The organism is Microvirga subterranea, assembly GCF_003350535.1.
Classification (GTDB): domain Bacteria; phylum Pseudomonadota; class Alphaproteobacteria; order Rhizobiales; family Beijerinckiaceae; genus Microvirga; species Microvirga subterranea.
Window position 1 is genome coordinate 150,415 of sequence record NZ_QQBB01000004.1, and the last position, 18,869, is coordinate 169,283.

The 18,869-nt window shown below is 67.5% G+C and carries 18 protein-coding genes; 10 read left to right on the forward strand and 8 right to left on the reverse strand.

Annotated features, from left to right (window positions below; all coding sequences use genetic code 11):
* The first annotated feature begins 50 nt into the window (after positions 1-50).
* Together DES45_RS11455 and hemF are read left to right on the forward strand one after the other, a co-directional pair.
* Positions 51-539, forward strand: coding sequence for a tRNA (cytidine(34)-2'-O)-methyltransferase (locus tag DES45_RS11455; RefSeq protein ID WP_114770145.1), 489 nt, complete (start codon positions 51-53; stop codon positions 537-539).
* The gene (gene hemF, locus DES45_RS11460) at positions 536-1,426 is read left to right on the forward strand and encodes an oxygen-dependent coproporphyrinogen oxidase (protein WP_114770146.1); all 891 of its coding nucleotides are present in this window, start codon (positions 536-538) and stop codon (positions 1,424-1,426) included. Before DES45_RS11455 ends, hemF begins: the two co-directional genes overlap by 4 nt.
* 90 nt (positions 1,427-1,516) lie before the next feature.
* Here the strand turns inward: hemF and DES45_RS11465 are convergent, their stop codons facing one another.
* Genes DES45_RS11465 through DES45_RS11480 form a run of 4 tightly spaced genes read right to left on the reverse strand, consistent with a single transcriptional unit; the run spans position 1,517 to position 4,255 of the window.
* Positions 1,517-2,770 (reverse strand): CCA tRNA nucleotidyltransferase, encoded by a 1,254-nt coding sequence (locus DES45_RS11465; RefSeq protein WP_114770147.1) that lies wholly within the window; start codon positions 2,768-2,770, stop codon positions 1,517-1,519.
* Positions 2,767-3,024 (reverse strand): DUF6111 family protein, encoded by a 258-nt coding sequence (locus DES45_RS11470; protein WP_114770148.1) that lies wholly within the window; start codon positions 3,022-3,024, stop codon positions 2,767-2,769. Before DES45_RS11470 ends, DES45_RS11465 begins: the two co-directional genes overlap by 4 nt.
* Positions 3,021-3,659 (reverse strand): CoA pyrophosphatase, encoded by a 639-nt coding sequence (locus tag DES45_RS11475; RefSeq protein WP_114770149.1) that lies wholly within the window; start codon positions 3,657-3,659, stop codon positions 3,021-3,023. The genes DES45_RS11470 and DES45_RS11475 overlap by 4 nt, the downstream gene beginning before the upstream one ends.
* The gene (locus tag DES45_RS11480; RefSeq protein ID WP_114770150.1) at positions 3,656-4,255 is read right to left on the reverse strand and encodes a DUF1285 domain-containing protein; all 600 of its coding nucleotides are present in this window, start codon (positions 4,253-4,255) and stop codon (positions 3,656-3,658) included. Before DES45_RS11480 ends, DES45_RS11475 begins: the two co-directional genes overlap by 4 nt.
* Positions 4,256-4,465: 210 nt before the next feature.
* Here DES45_RS11480 and DES45_RS11485 point away from each other — a divergent pair, with 210 nt between their 5' ends.
* Genes DES45_RS11485 through DES45_RS11500 form a run of 4 tightly spaced genes read left to right on the forward strand, consistent with a single transcriptional unit; the run spans position 4,466 to position 11,309 of the window.
* The gene (locus tag DES45_RS11485; RefSeq protein WP_114770151.1) at positions 4,466-5,482 is read left to right on the forward strand and encodes an AAA family ATPase; all 1,017 of its coding nucleotides are present in this window, start codon (positions 4,466-4,468) and stop codon (positions 5,480-5,482) included.
* 10 nt (positions 5,483-5,492) lie between these two features.
* On the forward strand, positions 5,493-6,419 hold the full coding sequence (locus DES45_RS11490) for a DUF58 domain-containing protein (protein ID WP_114770152.1): 927 nt from the start codon (positions 5,493-5,495) through the stop codon (positions 6,417-6,419).
* A gap of 3 nt (positions 6,420-6,422) precedes the next feature.
* A complete protein-coding gene (locus tag DES45_RS11495) occupies positions 6,423-9,221 on the forward strand; it encodes a DUF4159 domain-containing protein (protein WP_114770153.1) in 2,799 nt (932 codons plus the stop codon).
* 15 nt (positions 9,222-9,236) lie between these two features.
* Positions 9,237-11,309, forward strand: coding sequence for a hypothetical protein (locus DES45_RS11500; protein WP_114770154.1), 2,073 nt, complete (start codon positions 9,237-9,239; stop codon positions 11,307-11,309).
* Positions 11,310-11,314: 5 nt separating this feature from the next.
* On the opposite strand, the gene DES45_RS11505 is transcribed toward DES45_RS11500, so the two are convergent.
* On the reverse strand, positions 11,315-11,824 hold the full coding sequence (locus DES45_RS11505) for a GNAT family N-acetyltransferase (protein WP_114770155.1): 510 nt from the start codon (positions 11,822-11,824) through the stop codon (positions 11,315-11,317).
* Positions 11,825-11,979: 155 nt separating this feature from the next.
* Positions 11,980-12,462: an NUDIX domain-containing protein gene (locus DES45_RS11510; RefSeq protein WP_114770156.1), complete on the reverse strand. Its 483-nt coding sequence runs from the start codon at positions 12,460-12,462 to the stop codon at positions 11,980-11,982.
* 475 nt (positions 12,463-12,937) lie between these two features.
* On the opposite strand from DES45_RS11510, the gene DES45_RS11515 reads away from it, so the two are divergent.
* Together DES45_RS11515 and DES45_RS11520 are read left to right on the forward strand one after the other, a co-directional pair.
* The gene (locus DES45_RS11515; RefSeq protein ID WP_114770157.1) at positions 12,938-13,852 is read left to right on the forward strand and encodes a metallophosphoesterase family protein; all 915 of its coding nucleotides are present in this window, start codon (positions 12,938-12,940) and stop codon (positions 13,850-13,852) included.
* Positions 13,853-14,109: 257 nt separating this feature from the next.
* Entirely contained in the window at positions 14,110-14,787 is a 678-nt protein-coding gene (locus DES45_RS11520; RefSeq protein ID WP_114770158.1) for a DUF4142 domain-containing protein, read from the forward strand.
* Positions 14,788-14,846: 59 nt separating this feature from the next.
* Here DES45_RS11520 and DES45_RS11525 read toward each other — a convergent pair whose 3' ends face one another.
* Positions 14,847-15,773 carry a sugar kinase gene (locus DES45_RS11525; RefSeq protein ID WP_114770159.1) on the reverse strand — a complete coding sequence of 309 codons (927 nt, stop codon included), beginning with the start codon at positions 15,771-15,773 and terminating at the stop codon, positions 14,847-14,849.
* Positions 15,770-17,245 carry an FAD-binding oxidoreductase gene (locus DES45_RS11530; protein WP_114770160.1) on the reverse strand — a complete coding sequence of 492 codons (1,476 nt, stop codon included), beginning with the start codon at positions 17,243-17,245 and terminating at the stop codon, positions 15,770-15,772. The genes DES45_RS11525 and DES45_RS11530 overlap by 4 nt, the downstream gene beginning before the upstream one ends.
* 279 nt (positions 17,246-17,524) lie before the next feature.
* On the opposite strand from DES45_RS11530, the gene DES45_RS11535 reads away from it, so the two are divergent.
* Both DES45_RS11535 and DES45_RS11540 read left to right on the forward strand, forming a co-directional pair.
* A complete protein-coding gene (locus DES45_RS11535) occupies positions 17,525-18,370 on the forward strand; it encodes a lysine/arginine/ornithine ABC transporter substrate-binding protein (protein ID WP_114770161.1) in 846 nt (281 codons plus the stop codon).
* Positions 18,371-18,594: 224 nt separating this feature from the next.
* Positions 18,595-18,869, forward strand: a 275-nt coding sequence (locus DES45_RS11540) for a transporter substrate-binding domain-containing protein (protein WP_147282401.1), incomplete at its 3' end; no start/stop codon positions are given.

The following is an 18,869-nucleotide window of genomic DNA, read 5'->3' on the forward strand; positions in this document are numbered from 1 at the left end:
TGGCGAAGCCCCGACTTGACGTCGGGGCCTCCTGCCCCGATGACGCATCTATGCCCCGTCTCGCCATCTACCAGCCCGATATCGCGCAGAACACCGGCACCATGCTGCGCCTCGCGGCCTGCCTCGGCGTCCCGGTCGAGATCATCGAGCCTGCGGGCTTCGACGTCTCGGACCGGAACCTGCGCCGCTCGGGCATGGACTATCTGGAGCGGGCGGCCGTCACCCGCCACGTCTCCTGGCGGACTTTTGAAGACTGGCGCCGGACCGGCGGCGGGCGGCTGATCCTCGCCACCACGAAGGGCGCCGTGCCCTATACGGCCTTCGGGTTCGCACCGGACGACATCATCCTGGTCGGGCGGGAATCGGCCGGCGTGCCCGACGAGGTCCACGAGGCGGCCGATGCCCGGGTCGTGATCCCGATGCGGCCAGGCCTGCGTTCCCTCAACGTCGCCGTCACGGCGGCCATGATCCTCGGCGAAGCCCTGCGGCAGACCGGGACGTTTCCCCTTCCAGCCCCCTTGGAGCCTGATCACCCATGACCGACACCGCCGCCGTCGCGCGCCTTCAAAGCGAGGCCCCCGCCTGGTTCGCTACCCTCAGGGACCGGATCTGCTCCGCCTTCGAGGCCATCGAGGACGAGGTGACGGCCCCGCTCCCGCCCGAGGCTTCCGAGGCCGGCCGCTTCGAGCGTAAGCCCTGGGAGCGCAAGGATCACAACGGCAATCCCGGCGGCGGGGGCGTCATGTCGATGATGCGCGGCCGGGTGTTCGAGAAGGTGGGCGTGCACGTCTCCACAGTCCATGGGGAGTTCGCGCCTGAATTTCGCGGCCAGATCCCCGGCTCCGACCAGGATCCGCGCTTCTGGGCGGCCGGCATCTCCCTGATCGCCCATCCCTGGAACCCGAACGTGCCGACCGTGCACATGAACACCCGCTTCGTGGTGACGACCAAGCCCTGGTTCGGCGGCGGAGCGGACCTCACCCCCGTGCTCGACCGGCGCCGGACCCAGGAGGACCCCGACACGGTCGCGTTCCACGAGGCCCTGCGGCATGCCTGCGACCGGCCCTCCGTGGACTATGCCAGGTACAAGGCCTGGTGCGACGAGTACTTCCACCTCAAGCACCGCAACGAGCCCCGCGGCATCGGCGGCATCTTCTACGACTATCACTGGACCGGCGACCCGGAGGCGGATTTCGCCTTCACACGCGACGTGGGCGAGGCATTCCTGAGAATCTATCCCGAGATCGTCCGCCGCAACGTCCGAACCGAATGGACGGTGGCCGACCGGATCGAGCAGCAGGTGCGGCGCGGGCGCTACGTGGAGTTCAACCTCCTCTACGACCGCGGCACGATCTTCGGGCTGAGGACCGGCGGCAACATCGAGTCGATCCTCTCGTCCATGCCGCCCACGGTGCGCTGGCCCTAGGGGCATTGTTCGGCGAAGTGGTTCCGGTTCGCCGTTAAGAAATGCGGCATGACAAAGGAGAGAGCTGATTCCATGCAAGTGGAAACAGCTCTAAGCCCTCGCCTGCTCGAGGACGCGGCGCAGCAGGTCCTGCGCATAGCGCCCGTCGGTCGGGCAGCCTTCGGCCAGCCAGGCCTGCCGGGCGAGCCCCATCAGCTCGCCCACCCGGGGTCCCTTGGGAATGCCGCCTTGGACGATATCCGCGCCACGCAGGGGAAAGGCCGGGACCTCCTCCTGACCGCTTCGGAACCTCGCAAGAGCCTCCTGCCCTTCAGGCAGGAGAACCGGGAGCGGCTCGCCCGCGGTTGCGGCCAGAACCACGCCGAGCGCCTCGACCTCGTGCTCGGCCGCGAGGCGGCGGATGGCGAGCGCGTCGAGCGGCAGCAGCCGCGTCTTCACGATCGCGAGAAGCCGGGCATAGGCGGCGAGCCTGCGGTGCTCGTCGTTGGAGAGCCTCAGCCGCTCCCGCAGGCGGTCCGCATCCTCCTCGACCAGGACTGCAAGCGACGCGAGGCGCCAGATCGGCACGGGAGTCTCCCGATCAGCAGCCACCACCCGGCCGAAGCGCCCGAGTTCGGCCACGCCGTCCAGGATCCAGGTCAGGAACCCGTGTTCCGCAAGGATGTGGATCGTGTCCTCGGCCCGCTGCGCGACCACGAGCTTCATGAGTTCGTGCCTGATCCGCTCCCGCGAGAGGATCGACAGCCCCCGCCTCTCGGATCCCGCTGCGGCAAGACCTTCGGGGTCGGGATCCCCTTCCGCGTACTCCGCATAAAACCGGAAGAACCGCAGGATCCTCAAGTAATCCTCGCGAATGCGCTTATGCGCGTCGCCGATGAAGCGGACGCGCCGCGCCGCGAGATCGGTGACGCCGCCGGTATAGTCATGGAGGTGGCCGTTCAGCGCGACCGACAGGGCGTTGATGGTAAAGTCGCGCCTCTTAGCATCGGCGTCGAAGTGACGGCCGAAGCGCACAACCGCGTAGCGCCCGTCCGTCTCCACATCCTCGCGCAGGCTCGTGACCTCGAAGGGCTCGCCGTCGACGATCACCGTGATCGTGCCGTGGTCGATCCCCGTGGGGACCGCCTTGAAGCCTGCCTCCTCCGCAAGGCGCAGGATCGCATCGGGAACGGCCGTCGAGGCGCAGTCCACCTCCGTGACGGGCCGGCCCAGGAGCGCGTTGCGCACGGCGCCGCCCACGATGCGCGTCTCCTCCCCGTCGCGATTAAACGCGATGAGCAGCCGGCGCAGCGGACCGCGCTGGAGGAGGCCCGCAAGGGCCTCTCGGTCGAGGGATTGGATCACCTGAACTGCCCCGGAACCACGCGCCCGTTTTCCACGTGCGACGGAACGTAGGCCCCAGTCTGGCGGTCCGCAAGAAGACCCGCCGACACGAGGGAGATCACCACGAAGGCCAGCCCGGCGATCACGAGCCAGACGGACTGGTTGCTCCAGTGCGACCAGAGAAGAGGATTGCGGCGGCGGATGAGGAGGTAGAGGGCGAAGGCGACGAAGGGCAGGAGAAAGAGGACCAACTCCTGAAGGATTGCCCGTGTCATTTACTATAGAGCCTCTCGTACAGATTGCGGATGATGCCGGCCGTCACACCCCAGATGTAGCGTCCCTCGTAGGGAATTGCATAGTAGCGCCGCTGCCGGCCCTGCCACTCGCGGGAATGAAGCTCGTGATGGGCCGGATTCATCAGAAAGCCGAGCGGCACCTCGAAGGCGTCGGCCACCTCGTGCGGATTGAGGCTGAGGCTGTAGGACGGGTCGACCCGGGCCACGAGAGGCATGACCAGATAATTGGTTGTGGACAGATAGGCATCGAGAAAGCCGAGCGGGCTGATGAACCGGCCGTCGAGGCCGATCTCCTCCTCGGCCTCCCGGTAGGCTGCCGCCTCAACGGAGGCATCGGTCGGATCGACCCGGCCGCCCGGAAAGGCGATCTGGCCCGAATGCTGGCGCAGATGGGCCGATCGTTCCGTGAAGAGCAGGGTCGGCTCCGCGCGCATGACGACCGGGACCAGAACCGCAGCCGTCTTCGGATCGAGGGGCCGGACCAACGGCACGTCGTCGAGGCTGTGATCTCCCCGCGGATTGGCAAGCGCGTCCGTGCGATCGGGAGGCTCGCGCCGCAGCCGTTCGGCCGCGAGAGCCAGGAACTCGGACGCATCGGGTCGGATGACGGTCATGAGAGGTCGCCGAGGGCCGAAACAGGCGCGATGGGAAAGAAGGCCCCGTCGACCGAGACGCCGAACCGGGTCTCACCGTCCTCGTCGCGCTCCTCGCCGAGCGCCACCAGATCCAGTGCAAGCGCCCGGGTCAGCCGGGCCCAAAGACCGCCTCTCACCAGCACGTAGGGCCGCACCCCGTCCTGCGCATCGCGCTCGAAGCGCAGCGGGTGGCCGGCGTCGACCTGGACCACATCGTCCACGTTGGTGCGGAAGGCGATCTGCCGCCCGTCCCCCTCCCCTTCGACGGCCATCTCGACGGCCAGGAACGGTACGTCCTCGACCGTGATGCCCACCCGCTCCACCGGCGTGACGAGGACGTAGCGCTCGGGGTCCTTGCGCAGAACGGTCGAAAACAACCGCACCAGGGCCGGGCGGTTGATGGGCGTGCCCATGTAATGCCACGTTCCGTCGGCAGCGATGCGCATGTCGATCTCGCCGCAATAGGCCGGGTTCCAGCGCTCGACCGGAGGCGGTCCCTTGCGGCTGGCATCCGGGCCGAGCGCCTCGACAAGCCGGCTCAAGGCGCTTCCTGGGGCTGGGGCGGGCTCGATCATGACGTGGGCGTGAACAAGAACGTGAACAAGAAAATGTCTTTCGAGGATCGACGAACGGCCGGGATCGGCTACTTCCTAGAGCATAGTGTCATCAACTGCGCCGTCCAGTTCGCCCATCCCAAGCTGCGTCGGATCGACCCGCTTGCATAAGGATGTCGAGAAAAGGCAGATTAGCCAGGGGGGCGGATGCGAACGAGTGGAGAGAACCACATGACGGCCGGCATCGCTCAAGCGCCCACCGCACTGGACGACGCGATCATTCGGAATGCGGAGGCGACGCTTGAGACGGTCGGGCGGGCCCGCGAAGCCATCCACACGGTCATCTTCGGCCAGGAGGACGTGGTTGACCTGACCCTGATCACGCTCCTGGCGGGCGGCCACGGCCTGCTTGTGGGCGTTCCGGGCCTTGCGAAGACGAAGCTCGTCGAAACCTTGGGCATCGTGCTCGGCCTCGACGCGCGGCGGGTGCAGTTCACGCCCGACCTGATGCCCTCCGACATCCTCGGTTCCGAGATTCTCGACGAGGGCGCGGACCGGCGCCGCTCGTTCCGCTTCGTCAAGGGACCGATCTTCACCCAGCTCCTGATGGCGGACGAGATCAACCGCGCGAGCCCGCGCACCCAGTCGGCATTGCTCCAGGCCATGCAGGAGCACCACGTGTCCGTGGGCGGCGAGCGGCACGATCTGCCCCAGCCCTTCCACGTGCTGGCGACCCAGAACCCGATCGAGCAGGAGGGCACCTATCCCCTGCCCGAAGCCCAGCTCGACCGTTTCCTCCTCGAGATCGACGTCGGCTATCCCGACAGGGCCGCCGAGCGGCGCATCCTGGTCGAGACGACGGGCGCCGAGGAGCGCAAGCCCGCTGCTGCGATGACCGCCGAGGGACTGATGAACGCCCAGCGCCTCGTGCGCCGTCTCCCGGTCGGCGAGAGCGTGGTCGAGGCCATCCTCGATCTGGTCCGGAGCGCCCGTCCCGAAAGCGACCGGGTCGAGGGCGTCACCGACAAGCTCCTCTGGGGGCCGGGCCCCCGCGCCAGCCAATCCTTGATGCTGGCGGTCCGCGCCCGGGCGCTGATCCAGGGACGGGTCGCACCGTCCGTCGCCGACGTGATCGCGCTGGCTGAGCCGGTTCTGAAGCACCGCATGGCGCTCACCTTCTCGGCCCGCGCGGACGGCGAAACGGTCAAGAGCATCATCGGCCGCCTCACGGCGCGGCTGGCGGGCTAGGATTTCCGTCATGGCCCGTGTCCGGGTCCTCTCCGAAGAGGCACGCCTTCCTGGCCGCACCGAGACCGAGGCCGCGCTGACGCTGGCCCAGCGCATGCCGCGCCTCGTGCTCGAGGCCCGGCGTGTCGCCGCGAGCCTCTCTCACGGCATCCACGGCCGGCGGCGCGCCGGCGTGGGCGAGAGCTTCTGGCAGTTCCGGCCCTTCGTGGCCGGAGAGGCGGCGCAGCGCATCGACTGGCGCAGGTCAGGACGCGACGACCGCCTCTATGTGCGCGAGCGCGAGTGGGAGACGGCCCAGACCATCTGGTTCTGGATCGATCGCTCCGCCTCCATGGGCTACGTGTCGGATCTGGCCCAGGCCTCCAAGAGCGAGCGCGCCGTCGTGCTCGGGCTTGCCCTCGCGGACTGCTTCGTCGAGTCGGGAGAACGGGCCGGGATGCTCGGCCTCATGCCGCCGCGCGCCACACGGCGCATCGCCGAAGTGATGGCGGAAACCATGGTGGCCGATCGCAGCTCGCTCGAGGAGGATCTGCCGCCGCAGGCGCCGATCGCGCCGCTGCACGAGGCGATCCTGATCAGCGACTTCCTGTCCCCCGTGCGCGACATCTCGGCGGCCGTCGAAGCCATCTCCAGCCGGGGGGCGCGCGGCCATCTCGTGATGATCGTCGACCCCGTCGAGGAGACCTTCCCGTTCCAGGGCCAAGCCATGCTCCATGATCTGGAGGACGGGATTTCGCTACGGATCGGCGATGCCGTTTCTTGGGGCCGCGCGTACAAGGAGCGCATCGCGCAGCATCGGGGCGAGCTCGAGGACCTTGCCCGCCGCCGCGGCTGGTCGATGACCATTCACCGGACCGACAGGCCTGCCAGCGAAGCGGCCCTCCGCATCATGACCCTCGTCACCGCATCGCGCGGCGCCAATCCCGGAGGTCGCTAGCGCATGCTCGGTCTCCCCCTCACCTTCACGGTCCCGCTCGTTCTGACGGCGCTCGCGGCGCTGCCCGCGATCTGGCTCCTGCTGCGCATCACCCCGCCGCAGCCCAAGCGCGTGGACTTCCCGCCCCTCAAGATCCTCGCCGACCTGCGCCCCGAGCGCGAAACCCCGGCGCGCACGCCCTGGTGGCTCCTGCTGCTGCGCCTGCTGCTCGCGGCCTTCCTCATCCTCGCGGCGGCAGGCCCGATCTGGAACCCGATGGCGGCGGACAGCAGCCGCGCGCCGCTCCTGCTCATCCTCGACAACGGCTTCGCCTCTGCGCACGACTGGCGCGAGCGCATGAGCCTCGCTTCCGAACGCATCGAAGCCGCGGGCCGCGAGGGCCGCGTCGTGGCGCTCGTGGCAGCCGCCGACGAGCCTGCGGCCGTCGAGCCGACGAATCCGGGCGCGGCCATGGAGCGCCTACGCTCCATCAAGCCGCAGCCGCATCTGCCCGATAGGCAGTCTCATCTCGACTCCATCCGCCGATATCTCGAGGCGACGCCCGATGCCGACATCGTGTGGATCAGCGACGGGGTCGCAGGCGTTGACGGACAAGGCTTCGTCGATGGCTTGGCGCAGATGTCGAACGGGCGGCGCATCACGGTCCTGAAGGCCGAGAGGGCGACCGCCCTCGCCCTAGCCGGCGTCGAGAACGCGGTCGGGCAGCTGAAGGTTCAGGTCGTCCGCCCCGAGGTGAACGGCCGCGATTCCGGCACCGTGCGGGCGCTCGATCTCAAGAACCTGCCCCTCGCGGATGCGCGCTTCACCTTCGACGCGAACGCGACCGAGACGACCGCGAGCTTCGATGTGCCGACCGAGATCCGCAACGCCATCGCGCGCATCGAGATCCTCGGCGAAGGCTCCGCCGGCGCCGTCAGCCTCGTCGACGAGCGCGGCAAGCGCCGCCGGGTCGGCCTTGTCTTTGGCGGCACGTCCGACCAGGCCCAGCCGCTTCTGTCGCCGCTCTACTACATCGAGCGTGCCCTCTCCCCCTATAGCGAGATCCGGCAGGGACGCGGGGCCGTGGCCGACGCGGTGACCCAGCTCATCGACGAGCAGGTCTCCGTTCTGGTGCTCGCGGATGTCGGCGGGCTCGATCGCGAGACCCTGGGCCGCGTCACGGCCTTCGTGGAGAACGGGGGCCTGCTCCTTCGCTTCGCCGGCTCGCGGCTGGCGGCCGGCAACGACGAGCTCGTGCCGGTGCGTCTGCGACGTGGCGGACGCAACCTGGGGGGCACCCTGTCCTGGGATACGCCGAAGACCTTCGCGCCCTTCACGCGCGAGAGCCCGTTCTTCGGCCTGAACGTGCCCGAGGAGATCGGCGTCCGGCGCCAGATCCTCGCGGAGCCCGACGGCGACCTCGCCGGCAAGACCTGGGCATCGCTCTCCGACGGCACGCCGATCGTCACCGCGGACAAGCGGGGAGACGGGCTCATCGTGCTGTTCCACGTGACTGCGGACACGACGTGGTCGAACCTGCCTCTGTCGGGCCTCTTCGTCGACATGCTGCGCCGGATCGCGGCTCTCGCAGGCGCGCCGAACGAGGCGAATGCGGAAGCCCGCAATGCCGAGAACCAGACCGTCGCACCGCGCCTCACCCTCGACGGCTACGGCATCTTCACGTCGCCCCCGCCGAACGCCCGCGCGGTCACCCGCAACTACGCGGAGCGCGCCACGGCCGAACATCCGCCAGGCTTCTACGGCCCCGTCGATTCGAGCCTTGCGGTCAATGCGCTCGTTTCTGGAGACAGGCTCGCTCCCTTGAACTTTGCCCCGCTCAATGCCCGGATGGCCGGGCTCGTGGGAGCGCGCACCGTCGACCTGCGTGCGCCGCTCCTGACCATTGCGGTCGTCCTCCTCCTGATCGACACGCTCGCGTCGCTCTGGCTCGGCGGGCACCTGGCGAGCGTCTTCGGCCGCGCCCGCCGCGCGGGCGCAGGTGCAGCGATCGTTCTCGCGGCCATCCTGATCATGGACCCGGGCTCCGGCCTCCAGGCCCAGGAGCGCAAACCTGCGGTCCCCAACAGCGACTCCGCCCTCGTGACCCGCCTCGCCTATGTCATCACGGGCGATTCCCAGATCGACGAGACCAGCCGGGCGGGCCTGGCGGGCCTCACCCAGGTTCTCGGTCAGCGCACGGCTCTCCAGCCAGGCGAGCCGATCGGCATCGATCCGGCTAGGGACGAGATCGCCTTCTATCCATTGATCTACTGGCCGATCGTGGCGAGCAGGCCCATCCCGTCCGACGCGGCGATCCGGCGCCTCGATGCGTTCATGAAGGGGGGCGGCACGGTCATCTTCGACACCCGCGACGCCTTCAGCACCCAGCCGGGCGGAGCGGTGAGCGCGGAAGCCCAGCAGCTGCGCCGCATGCTCGCGACCCTCGACATCCCGGAACTCGAGCCGGTGCCGGCAGATCACGTGCTGACGAAGACCTTCTACATCCTCGACAGATTCCCGGGCCGCTATGCCACGGGCCAGACCTGGGTCGAGGCGCTGCCGCCCCAATCGCAGGAGGAAGGCAACCGTCCGGCGCGCTCCGGCGACGGCGTGTCGCCGATCATCATCACGTCCAACGATCTCGCGGCCGCCTGGGCGGTCGGGCCGCGCGGAGAAGCTCTCTTCCCTGTGGTCGGCAGCGACACACGGCAGCGGGAGATGGCCTATCGCGGCGGCGTCAACATCGTCATGTACGCGCTGACGGGCAACTACAAGGCCGACCAGGTCCACGTGCCGGCGCTCCTCGAGCGGCTGGGGCAGTAGCCCGAGGAGATATCCGTGCTCTCGATCAGCTTCTCTCCCCTCATTCCCGCCTATGCACTGTGGGCCGTGGCCGGCGTCGCTGCCCTGTTCGCCATCCTGGCGCTGATGACCCGCGGCCCCGTCGCCATCCTGCGGGCCGTGGCGCTCGCGCTGGTTCTCCTGGCTCTCGCCAACCCGGCCCTCGTGCAGGAGGACCGGGAGAAGGTGAAGGACATCGTGGCGGTGGTCGTCGACCGCTCGACCTCGCAGACGCTCGGCGACCGGCAGGCCATGACCGACCAGGTGCGCTCGGAGCTGGAACGCCGCTTCGGAACGCTGACGGATGTGGAGCCGCGCTACATCGAGGCGGACGACGGTTCGGGCGACGACGGCACGCGCCTTTTCGCGGCGCTTTCCAACGGCCTCGCCGACGTTCCGCCGGACCGGCTTGCGGGCGTGATCTTCGTCACGGACGGCGTGGTTCATGACATTCCGCCGAATGTCGAAAGCCTGGGCTTCAAGGCCCCGCTCCACGCGCTCATCACGGGACGGCCCGACGAGCGCGACCGGCAGATCAAGCTCATCGAGGCACCCCGTTTCGGCATCGTCGGCAAGGATCAGACCATCCGGGCCCAGGTGATGGAACGCGGCGGCACGGGCTCCGCGCTCGTGACGGTGCGGCGGGACGGCCAGATCCTGACGCGCCAGCAGGTGCGCGCCGACACGCCCTTCTCGATCCAGGCACGCATCGAGCACGGCGGCACCAACGTGGTCGAGCTCGAGGTCGAGGGCCTTCCGGGAGAGCTGACCCAGGCGAACAACCGCGCCGTCGTCCCGATCGAAGGCATCCGCGAGAAGCTGCGCGTCCTGCTGGTCTCCGGCGAGCCCCATGCGGGCGAGCGGACCTGGCGCAACCTGCTCAAGTCGGACGCGAACGTGGACCTCGTCCATTTCACCATCTTGCGCCCGCCGGAGAAGCAGGACGGAACGCCGATCAACGAGCTGTCGCTCATCGCCTTCCCGACCCGCGAGCTGTTCCAGCAGAAGATCAAGGATTTCGACTTGATCATCTTCGACCGCTACGCCAACCAGAGCGTCCTGCCGTCGAGCTATTTCGAGAACATCGTGCGCTACGTGCGCGACGGCGGCGCAGTCCTGGTCGCGGCCGGCCCGGAATTCGCCAGCTACGGCAGCCTCGCCCAGACGCGGCTTGCGCCTATCATTCCCGGCACGCCGGACGGCCGGATCGTCGAAGAACCATACAAGGCCAGCATCACGCCGACCGGGGAGCGCCACCCCGTGACCCGCGACCTGCCCGGCTCGGAGACCCAGCCCCCGGCCTGGGGCGAATGGCTGCGGATCATCGGCTCCCAGGTCCAGTCGGGGGCCACCGTGATGTCGGGCGCCAACGACCTTCCGCTGCTGGTCCTGCGCCGCGAGGAGAAGGGACGCGTCGCCCTCCTCCTCTCCGACCACGCGTGGCTCTGGGCGCGTGGCTACAACGACGGCGGGCCGCATCTCGACCTGCTGCGCCGCCTCTCGCACTGGCTCATGAAGGAACCCGCCCTGGAAGAGGAGGCATTGCGCGCTTCCGTTTCAGGGCGGGACATCCGCATCGAGCGCCAGACAATGAGCGACCAAGCCGATCCCGTCACGCTCATCACCCCAAGCGGGCAGGAAAGCAGCGTCGACCTGACCGAGAGCCGCCCCGGTCTCTTCACCGCGCAGGTCGCGAGCCGTGAGCTCGGACTGCATACGGTCCGGTCGGGCGACCTCATCGCCTTCGTCAGCGTCGGCCCCGCCAACCCGCGGGAGCTCACGGACGTGTTCAGCAATACGGAATCCCTAGGCTCCATCGCCGAGGCGACCGGCGGCTCCGTCCGGCGCGTGGCCATGGCGGGGGATCAGGGCATCACCGTGCCGCGCATCCTGGCGGTGCGGTCGGGCTCGCGCTTCTCGGGCGGGGACTGGATCGGGATCAGGCCCAGCGAGAGCGCGATCGTGCGCGGCGTCTCGGTCTTCCCCCTGGCCCTCGGCTTCCTGGGCCTCGCGCTCCTGATCGGCGCGACTCTGGCCGCATGGCTGACGGAAGGCCGGCGCCGGGCCTGAGCCGGTCAGCCCGAAATCGGCAGGGGCGACACGAGCCCTTTGGCACGCGCGAGCGCCCCTTCCGCGAGTTCCAGCGCAAGGAAGCGGTCGGGATTGACCGGTCCGGGAAGCTCCAGGTGGCGGAGTGGAATCCGCTTGAAGCCGAAGCGCCGGTAATAGGGCTCGTCGCCCACGAGCAGCACCAGGGTATGGCCCTTGTCGCGGGCAGAGTCGAGCGAACGCCGCATGAGCGCAGCGCCGATCCCGCGGCTTTCGAAGGCCGGCTCCACCGTCAGAGGGCCGAGCATGAGGGCACGCTCCTCTCCGGCGCGGATAGGGGTCATGCGGACCGAGCCGACGAGCAGCGTGCCGACGAGTGCCGTGAAGGAGAGATCGAGCAGATGGGGCGCACCCTCCCGCAGCCGCGACGCGGTGCGGGCGAAGCGGCCGGGCCCGAAGGCGCGCTCGTGCAGGCGCTCGATGGCGTCGGAATCGATAGGCTGTTCGGAGCGAATGATCAGGGAGAGCTCGGTCATGAACGGACTCGGGGATCTGGCGACGGAAATGATGGCGGCGTGACGGAGGTCAGCCGTTTCGTCGTCGCAGGATCCTGATCCGGTTCATGTGGCTTTACGTGTTCCCTTGGGATTTCCTGGCCATAGCAGCGCCCGGGGCGCGGCGCAAATGGTTCTCACCAGGTCTTTGATGCCGGCTGACCGGAAAGGATCTCCGCAAGGCGCCGGCGCGTCGCCTCTGTGGTGCCCTCAGGCAGGGCCTTCACCGGAAAGAACCCGGCCTCGGCAATCTCGCGGTCGGGCTGTTTCGGCCCGGTGACGGTGAAGTCCCGCACCACATAGACGAGGACGTGATCCCGCCGCGACACCCGGGCATTGAAGAAGATGCCGAACAGGGTCGGATCCACGCCGATCTCGATGCTGGCCTCCTCGCGCACCTCGCGCCGCAGGGCCTCGAGCGCCGTCTCGGCCGCCTCCACGCCGCCGCCCGGCAGGTGCCAGCCCGGGACATAGGTGTGCCTGATCAGGAAGACACGATCCTCCCGGTCGAGAATGACGCCGCGCACCCCGAGGGTCAGGCCGCGCGTCACGCGCCAGTACCGGTGCAGGCTCCATTGCAGGAGACGGAAGGGAAGGCTGGGCGCAGACGAGTCGGACATTGAACGAGGAGAACACAACAAGATTACAGAATTCTGAACGAAGCCCATCAAATAATGCATAGCTGAGGCGCTATCTTCGCGCGTGACCTGCACTCAGCACAGGGCTATGACAGCGCCAGAAAAAGGTGTTCCAATGTTTCTCTCGCTCCTCCTCTCCTGGCTCAATCGATCCTCCCGCTTCGCCTGGTCCCCGGCCCTGAACCTCGACGATCGCGCGATCTACTCGACGCTGAACCCGGGCGCCCAGTACTGAACTGAGGTCCGCCGGATCCATCCTGCCCTCCTCGCTGAGCAAAGCCTGGCGGGGTGTCGGACAAGATGCGCCTCAGCCGTCCGGAATGTCGTCACGGAGGGCAGCCGACCCACGGCTGCCCTCCGTCGTATTTAGGGATCATGCCCCGGAACTTCCGTTCCCGCCGCTTGACGTAGCGACATAGCTCGACGAACTGTGATCCGGTCTCCAGAATAGGCCGTTATGTTTCGTCTCGCACATCTGACAGACCCCCATGTCGGACCGCTGCCGCGGCCGAAGCTCAGGCAGCTTCTGAGCAAGAGGCTGACGGGCTGGTACAACTGGCACCGGAGCCGCCGCGGCCTTCACGACATGGAACTCCTGGCGGAGCTCGTCGCCGACATCCATGAGCAGAAGCCCGATCACATCACCTGCACGGGCGACACCTGCAACATCGGCCTTCCCAGCGAGTGGCAGACCTCCCGCGTCTTTCTCGAAGGCCTCGGCGATCCTTCCCGGGTCAGCTTCGTTCCGGGCAATCACGATGCCTATGTGATGGGCTCGCTGGAGGGTCTCCTTAAGGAAATCGCCCCCTGGACGCGCGGCGACGACGGCAGCCAGGGCGTCTTTCCGTTCCTGCGCCGCTACGGCCCGATTGCCATGGTCGGCCTATCCTCGGCGATCCCCACCCTGCCCTTCGTGGCAAGCGGTCGTGTCGGATCGACACAGCGCAAGGCAGCCGAAGAAATTCTTGGCGAGCTCGGCAAGGACCCGTCCTGCTTCCGGATCGTGCTGATCCATCACCCGCCTCACGTCGGCGGTGCGCAGCCCGGACGCAACCTGACCGATGCGCCCAAATTCGAGGACATGATCCGGCGTGTCGGGGCTGAACTCGTCCTTCACGGGCACAATCACGTCGGCTCCCTGGCGCATCTCGAGGGACCACGCGGTCCGGTCCCGATCGTCGGTGCGCCCTCGGCTTCGGCCCGGGCCGGAACGCTGACCCACACGGCCGGATATCACCTCTTCACGATCGATCAGGACGAGACCGGCTTCCTTCTTAAGGCCGAGCTGCGGGGCCTGCGGCCGGACGGGAGCGTCGGCGGCATGGGCATGCTGTCCCTCAGCCGGATCCGGCAGCCGCAGAAGGACTCCTGAAAACTTCCCGTGCGGCTGTCTGCCGGCGCATGGAGGTAGGCAGATCCACGGAATGACTGGGATCGTCGTTCCGGCCAAGAAACCTTTCAGTCAAGCCAAGCTGTCGCTGAGGATATGGCCACAGCAAGCAAGTCGATTCCTATATTGGAACCGCCCAGATGCTTCGTCGTTGACGGGGTGCAGCAGCCACCTATGCGTTTTGCGAGCCCCTTCGACTCGCCACGGTGTTCTGCACCCCAGAAACAGGAGCTCTTCCGATGAAGAAATATCTTGCCTTTGCTGCTCTGGCCGTGTCGATGTCGGCTCCCGCCGTCGCCCAGACCATGGACAGCCAGACCTACCGCACGATGGCGATGCAGTCCGACGCGTTCGAGATCGCGTCGAGCCGCCTCGCTCTCGAGCGTTCCCGCAATCCGGCCGTGCGCGCTTATGCGCAACAGATGATCCGCGACCACAGCATGACCAGCGAGGCCCTCAATGGCGGCCGCGCCGTCTATTCGGCCACCGGCGAGATGGTTCCCGGCGCCGTGTCCGGCACGCTGGCGGGCGCGGGCATCGGCGCGCTCGTGGGTGGTCCGGTCGGCGCAGCGGTCGGTGCCGGTATCGGCGCCACGGCAGGCGCGACCGCGGGTGCGGCCCGCGACGTCCAGGCTACGGGCGCGATCTCCACGATGCAGCTCCCCGTTCAGCTCGACCCCGAGAAGTCGGCCATGCTGAACCAGCTCGCCTCCACCAGCGGTCCTCAATTCGACCGTCTCTATGGTCAGGCCCAGCGCATGGGTCACCAGCAGGCCCTGGCGCTGCATCAGTCCTATGCCCAGGCCGGCACCGACCCGGCGCTTCGCCAGTTCGCCGCCTCGGTCGTCCCGCATATCGAGCATCACGCCATGGAGGCCCGCCGGCTTCCCGGCGCAACCGCCCCTCGTCGTCGCTAAGCGGGATTATTGATTGCTGGAATTTCGTCGGCGGGCCTCACGGCCCGCCGTTTTGTTTGTCAGCCCTTCGCGAGGAAGGCCTCCACGTCGGCGCGGTGCGGCATGGGAGCGACGGCTCCCTTTCCAAGAGTCGAAAGGGCCGCGGCCCCGTTGGCATAGGCTGCCGCCCGGAACGGATCGCGGTGGACGAGCCACTCGGCCAGGAAAGCCCCGTCGAAGGTGTCGCCCGCGCCGGTCGCATCGACCGCTTCGACGGGTCGTGCGGGCAGAACCTCGGTCCGCTCGGACGTCGCCACCATGGTGCCGGACTTGCCCATGGTGAGCGCCACGATCCCGCAGCCGAGATCGAGATAGAAAGCGCAGATCTCTTCCGGCCTTTCGAGCCCTGTCAGCTGGCGCGCATCGTCGAGACCGGGCAGCGCGATATCGGCGAGGGCGACCGTGCCGTTGATGATGGCCCGCGCCCGGTCGAGCGGCCACAGCCGCAGACGCAGGTTGGTGTCGTAGCTGACGACGGTGCTGTTCTCCTTGGCATGCCGGATGGCCGCGAAGACCGCGTCGGCACAGCTTTCCGAAATCGCCTGGCTGATGCCCGATGCATGCAGGATGCGGGACGCCGCGATCTGCTGGAGCGGCAGTTCCTGGGTCGTCACGAGGCTCGCGGCGGAGCCGGCGCGGGCATAAGAGAACACGTGGCCCTCCTCGCCGTAGCTGATGAAATAGACCCCCGTCCGCCCCTCTCTGCGGACGATCACCGAAGACCGGTCGACCCGCTCCCGATCCCAGAGCCGGAGGAAGTCCTGACCGAACGCGTCCTCGCCGAGCGCGGTGAAGATCGCCGTCTTCGCACCCTGGCGGGCGGCCGCGATGATCGTGTTGGAGACGTCGCCTCCGTGTCCCGGAAGATAGAGACGCTCGTCCGCGCGTGTCACCTCCGCGAACTCCATGAGGGGCTCGCCGATGGCCAAGAGATCGATGGTCTTCATGGATGTCCTGCGATGGCTGAAAAACCCGTCGGCCAGCTCTCGCCGATCGCGACGACCTTTCCGGGATTGAGGATGTTCTGCGGGTCGAGGGTCTTCTTCAGGCTGCGCATGAGGTCGAGCGCCACGGGATCCTTGTAGTGGGGCAGCTCGTCCCGCTTGATCAGCCCAATGCCATGCTCGGCCGAGATGGAGCCGTTCATGTCATGGACGATGTCGTGCACGATCCGGTTGAAGCGTTCCCATTCCGCAAGGTGGGCGGCCTTGTCCATGCCGACAGGCTGGGACAGGTTGAAGTGGATGTTGCCGTCGCCGAAATGCCCGAAGGCGCAGACCCGGATGCCCGGCATCTCCGCCTCGCAGGCCTTTGACGCGGCCTCGATGAACTCCGCCACGCGCGAGACCGGGACGGCGACGTCGTGCTTGATCGAGCCGCCCTCCAGTCGCTGCACCTCGGACAGGTCCTCGCGCAGCGACCAGAGCGCCTGGCTCTGCGCGCCGCTCGCGCTGATCACCGCATCGTCGATCAGACCCTCCTCGAGAGCGCTGCCGAGGATCGTTTCAAGACGACCCTGGAGGTCTGCATCCTTCTGCGGCGAGGATAGTTCGATGAGCGCATAAGAGTGGTGGCGGCCGCTGAGCGGCCGCTGAGCGGCCGGCCGGTGCTTCAGGACGATCTCGAGGCCGAAATCCGTCATGTACTCGAAGGCGGTGAGCTGGTCGCCCGCACCCTCGCGCAGGCGCTCGAACAGCTTGAGCGCCTGTCCGGGCGACGTGCAGCCGATGAAGGCGGTGCCGCGCGCCTGGGGCTTCGGGTAGAGCTTGAGCACGGCCGCCGTGATGATCCCGAGCGTGCCCTCCGAGCCGATGAAGAGATCCCGCAGATCGTATCCGGTGTTGTCCTTGCGAAGGCCTTTGAGGCCGTTCCAGATCCGGCCGTCGGCGAGAACGACCTCCAGCCCCAGGGTCAGCTCCCGCATGTTGCCGTAGCGCAGGACGGCGGTGCCTCCCGCATTGGTGGCGAGATTGCCGCCGATCCGGCAGGACCCTTCGGACGGCAGGGACAGCGGAAAGGCATAGCCGACCTGGTCGGCGGCCTCATGGACGGACTTGAGGATGCAGCCTGCCTCCACGGTGATCGTGGCGTTCACCGGATCCACCTCGCGGATCCGCTGCAGCCGGTCGAGGGACAGGACGATGCCGCCATGAGGAACGCCGCCTCCGACGAGGCCGGTGTTGCCCCCTTGCGGGACGATCGGCACGCCTGCTCGGCCGCATTCCTTCACGACCAGCGCGACCTCGTCCCGATCGCGCGGGCGCACCACCGCTAGGGCCTCGCCTTTGTAGAGGCCGCGGGACTCGACCAGATAGCCGCCGATGTCCTCGGCAGAGGTCAGCACCGATCCTTCGCCGAGCCCGGCTCTCAGGGCGCCGATCAGGTCTTCGCCGATTGTGGTCGTAGTCTGGATCGTCATCCTCGCTCCCTAGAAACGAACCTAGTCATCGCGTCTTAAGCGCCGGATCGCAAGAGCCGAACACTCCTGTTCGGGACCGCCTGTTTCGCCCTCTCTAACGCAACGTCATGTTTACTAGGGAAATCAGAGGCTTGGCTGCCCGAACGGGAGATCCGTTCACCCCTGAACCAACGCTTGCCTTTTTTCCGAGATTGGCGGTTACTGCGTGCCGGCGCGGTCCGTGACCGCGGGAAACATGGCCCAGGTTCGAACCCGGGCCCCAGAACTAAGGGAACAACGATGAAGTTCGTCAAAACCGTCAGCCTTGCCCTTGTCGGTACTGCCCTCGCGCTTGGCGGGGCCGTGGCCCAGGAGAAGACCGTGAAGATCGCCACCGAGGGCGCCTATGCGCCGTGGAACTTCACCGGCGCCGGCGGCAAGCTCGAGGGCTTCGAGATCGACCTCGCCAACGATCTGTGCGCGCGCATGAAGGTGAAGTGCGAGATCGTGGCCCAGGACTGGGACGGCATCATTCCGGCCCTGAACGCCAAGAAGTACGACGCCATCATGGCCGGTATGAGCATCACGGACGAGCGCAAGAAGGTCATCGACTTCGCCGGCCCGTACGCCAATTCGCCGAACGGCTACCTCGTTGCAAAGAATTCGGACCTCGCCAAGATGCCCGGCACCGGGGAGGCCTACAACCTCACCTCGCAGCAGGCTCAGGCCGAGAAGGCGATCGAGGCGACCAAGCCGCTGCTCAAGGGCAAGACCATCGGCGTCCAGGGCTCGACCATCCACTCGAACTTCGCCGACAAGTACCTCAAGGGCACGGCCGAGATCCGCGAGTACAAGACCACAGAGGCCCATGATCTCGACCTCGCCGCGGGCCGCATCGACGCCGTTCTGGCCGACGCCACTGCGATCATCGGCACGCTCGAGAAGCCGGAATTCAAGGATTACGCCCTCGTCGGCCCCTCGATCACGGGCGGCATGCTCGGTGCCGGCGTGGGCGTGGGCCTGCGCAAGGACGACGCGGAGCTGAAGAAGGCCTTCAACGAGGCCATCCAGGGCGCCATCAAGGACGGCACCGTGCAGAAGCTGTCCATGAAGTGGTTCAAGATCGACACCACCCCCAGGAGCTGAGGCCTCGGCCGGAGCTTTCGAGGGCGCGGCTCCGGCCGCGCCCTTTTTGTATGAATCCATGCCGGCTGCGACCGAAAATGCCATTGCGGATGCTTTATTCGGCATGTTTGGGACTTGCACGGGCTTGGCTTTTGAATGTTAGCTTTTTAAGGCGGATGCGTGCCGGGGGCGCTGCCCAGGCTCGACCGGACAAGGCTCACCAAAGCCGACAACAGGGAACGACGATGAAAGCACTGAAATCAATCGGCCTCGGCCTTCTGGCCTCCGCCCTCGCGCTTGGCGGGGCCGTGGCCCAGGAGAAGACCGTGAAGATCGCCACCGAGGGCGCCTATGCGCCGTGGAACTTCACCGGCGCCGGCGGCAAGCTCGAGGGCTTCGAGATCGACCTCGCCAACGATCTGTGCGCGCGCATGAAGGTGAAGTGCGAGATCGTGGCCCAGGACTGGGACGGCATCATTCCGGCCCTGAACGCCAAGAAGTACGACGCCATCATGGCCGG